Origin of the sequence: Actinoplanes sp. GCM10030250, assembly GCF_042666575.1 — a bacterium.
Taxonomy (GTDB): domain Bacteria; phylum Actinomycetota; class Actinomycetes; order Mycobacteriales; family Micromonosporaceae; genus Actinoplanes.
Window position 1 is genome coordinate 1 of the sequence record NZ_JBHTDO010000120.1, and the last position, 612, is coordinate 612.

General features: G+C 61.9%; 1 protein-coding gene. It reads left to right on the forward strand.

The features are described from left to right. Positions 1–151 precede the first annotated feature (151 nt). On the forward strand, positions 152–612 hold a 461-nt coding region (locus ACFQV6_RS44315), incomplete at its 3' end, for a hypothetical protein (protein WP_378033751.1).

Here is a 612-nt window from a genome sequence, read left to right on the forward strand (position 1 = left end):
ATGTGCCCGCCGGCCTCGATCCGTGGGGCTCGTCTGGATCGCCACTGTCACCCGTTCAGCGTTCATTTAGCAAACAGGGCAGACCGTCAACGTACCTGTTTAGGTACCGATTTGCGTACGTAAACAGGTACGACTTTGGTAGGGTGTGGGTATGACGTTCCCAGAAGTGCTGCCTTCCAGTGAGTTTCGACGTATGGCTCCCCAGCTGGTCAAAGATGTAGCGGCGACCCCGACACGGCGGGTGTATGTGGGTGCGCACCGCCGCCCGGAGGCGGTGCTGATGTCGGTGGCCGCCGACGTGCCCGACGGCATCCGCGAATATCTGCTGACCACCTTCTTTGCCCAGCAGGCTGACATTGCACTCCCAGCCGGTGACGGGGATTTCCTGCATGTCGGCGACGGGTTCGGGCATGTATTCGCGTGGTTGTGGCGGGTGAACCCGCGTGAGGCCATGGATCATTTGGCGGGATACCTGGTGGCGCTGCGCAAGCATCCCGATGCGCCAGCCACACCGATCGGCCTCGAGGACGTACTCGAGGCTATGCGGCTGACGATCGACATCACCGACACCGAGTACGCGGAGATCTGCGAACTCGCCCGCGAGGTAATCCC